The 2103-nt window shown below is 76.3% G+C and carries 2 protein-coding genes and 1 pseudogene; 1 reads left to right on the top strand and 2 read right to left on the bottom strand.

The genetic code is table 11. The features are described from left to right. The coding region (locus tag Q6969_RS15195; RefSeq protein ID WP_317231194.1) for a histidine kinase dimerization/phospho-acceptor domain-containing protein at positions 1-1025 on the bottom strand (1025 nt) is incomplete at its 3' end. Further along, positions 1022-1690, bottom strand: coding sequence for a response regulator transcription factor (locus Q6969_RS15190; protein ID WP_317231193.1), 669 nt, complete (start codon positions 1688-1690; stop codon positions 1022-1024). The genes Q6969_RS15195 and Q6969_RS15190, both read right to left, overlap by 4 nt. A gap of 146 nt (positions 1691-1836) precedes the next feature. Between Q6969_RS15190 and Q6969_RS15185 the strand changes: the two are divergent. Further along, positions 1837-2103, top strand: a pseudogene (locus Q6969_RS15185) (hypothetical protein); the annotation flags it as partial.

Here is a 2103-nt window from a genome sequence, read left to right as displayed (position 1 = left end):
TGCCGGGCGGCGGCCGCCTCGACCGCGGGCGGGATCCGCACGGGCCGGCCCTCGACGGACAGGCCCTCGTCGAGCCGGGCCATCATCAGCATGTCGTCGACGAGGCGGCCCGCCCGGATCGCCTCGCGCACCACGTGCACCGAGAGCCGCTCGCGCTCCTCGCCGGACAGGTGCGCGCGGACGAGCGCGTCGGCGGAGGCGCGGATGCCCGCGACGGGGGTGCGCAGCTCGTGCGCGGCGTCGGCGACGAAGGCGCGCATCCGCGCCTCGGCCGCGAGCGCCTGGTGCTCGGCGTGCTCCAGGTCGTCGAGCATCTCGTCGAAGGCGGTCGCGGTGCGGCCGAGCTCGGTGCCGGGGCGCGTCGGACGGAGCCGCCGCCCCCGATCCCCGCGGCCGATGGAGCGGGCGACGCCCGTCATGTCCTCGAGCGGCTTCAGCGTGCGGCGCACGACGACCATGAGCGCCACCGCCGCCAGCAGGAGGAACACGGCGGAGGCCCCCGCGAGGATCCCGCGGAGCGAGGCCAGCGTGCCGTCGACGGATCCGGTGCTCGCGGACAGCTCGAGCACCGTGCCGTCGCTGAGGTCCGAGCGGAGCGTGATCTCGCGGTCCGAGGAGACGACCGAGCTGGCGGTCACGGTCACCGCGTCGTCGCCCGTCGCCGGCGCGGGCGCCGGGGTCGTGGCGCTGCCGGGGCCGTCGCCGGGCGGGCCGGGCAGCGTGCCGCCCAGGGGATCGCGTCCCGGTCCGACCGACACGGCGCCGCCGTCGGGGCTCGTGATCTGCACGGCCACGCCCTGCGCCGACAGCCGCTCGGCGAGGTCCTCGTCGTCGAGCACGCCCACGAGCGCGGCGGCGGCGGAGGCACGGTCCGCGAGCCGGTCCTGGATCTGCTGCCGCAGCTCGGCCCCGAGGATCGCCTGCACGGTGAGCGACAGCGCCACCAGCAGCACCGCGAGGAGCGCCAGCACGGCGAGCACCGTGCGCGTGCGGAGGGACCCGGTGCGGAGCGGCCCCGCGCTCACGCCTCCACCCGGTAGCCCAGCCCGCGCACGGTGTGGAGGAGGCGGGGCCCGCGGGCCTCCATCTTCTTCCGCAGCGCGCTGATGTGCACCTCGACGAGGTTCGGGTCGGCGTGGTCGTAGCCCCACACCTGCGTGAGCAGCTGCGTCTTGGAGAGGGTGCGGCCGCGGTGCGCGGCGAGGTAGGCGAGCAGCTGGAACTCGATCGAGGTGAGGTCGAGCGCCTGGCCGTCGCGCTGCGCGAGCCCGGAGTCGGGATCCACCAGCAGGTCGCCGATCTCCACCACGCTGGCGAGCCGGCCCCGCCGGCGGAGCACCGCGCCGACCCGGGCGACGAGCTCCGCGAGGGCGAACGGCTTCACGATGTAGTCGTCGACGCCCTGCCCGAAGCCGCGCAGGCGGTCCTCGACGGCATCGCGGGCGGTGAGCATGATGACGCTCGCGTCGCTCCAGCGACGGATCCGCTCGGCGAGCTGGATGCCGCTCGGGCCGGGCAGCATCCAGTCGAGCACCACGAGGTCGGGCAGGAACGCGCGCACCTCGTCCTCCAGCTCCACGCCCGACGCGAGGCCGCGCACGACGAACCGCTCGGCGGTGAGGGTGGAGACGACGGCGGCGCGGATGGCCTCGTCGTCCTCGACCACGAGGACGCGCGCGGGAGGGAGCATGTGCCGACTGTAGGAGCCGCGCATGGGGGTTCCGGGCGCATGTCCGCTCCGGGCGCGGAACTTAAGCAGGACTTCAGATCCGCTGCCGAGCCTGGGGACACCGACCACGGCGCATCCCGAGCCGCGGCGGTCACGGAAGGAACACCATGGACGACTCGACCACCGCCTTCGCGCGGAAGCCCGCCTCCCGGAAGCGCCGCGCGGGCATCGCCGTCGGCATCGCCGGCGCCTCCCTCGGCCTCGTCGCGCTCCTCTCCTCGGCGGCCTTCGCCGACGGGGACGGCGGCGACTCCTCGGGCGCGGCCGGATCCGCGACGGGCCCCTCCACGACCTGCCCCGCCCCGCCCGCGCTGCCGGACGGCAGCACGCCGCCCGCCCCGCCCGCGACGCTGCCGGCCCCGCCCGTCGGCGAG

Source organism: Clavibacter sp. MX14-G9D (genome assembly GCF_032917815.1).
In the GTDB taxonomy this organism is placed as follows: Bacteria; Actinomycetota; Actinomycetes; order Actinomycetales; family Microbacteriaceae; genus Clavibacter; species Clavibacter michiganensis_K.
Note: the sequence above shows the minus strand (reverse complement) of the source record. Positions and strands in the feature narration are given on the sequence as shown.

What these genes read in the sequence shown, in the direction of transcription:
- Q6969_RS15190 (WP_317231193.1), bottom strand. Translation starts at nt 1,690, where the DNA reads ATGCTCCCTCCCGCGCGCGTCCTCGTGGTCGAGGACGACGAGGCCATC.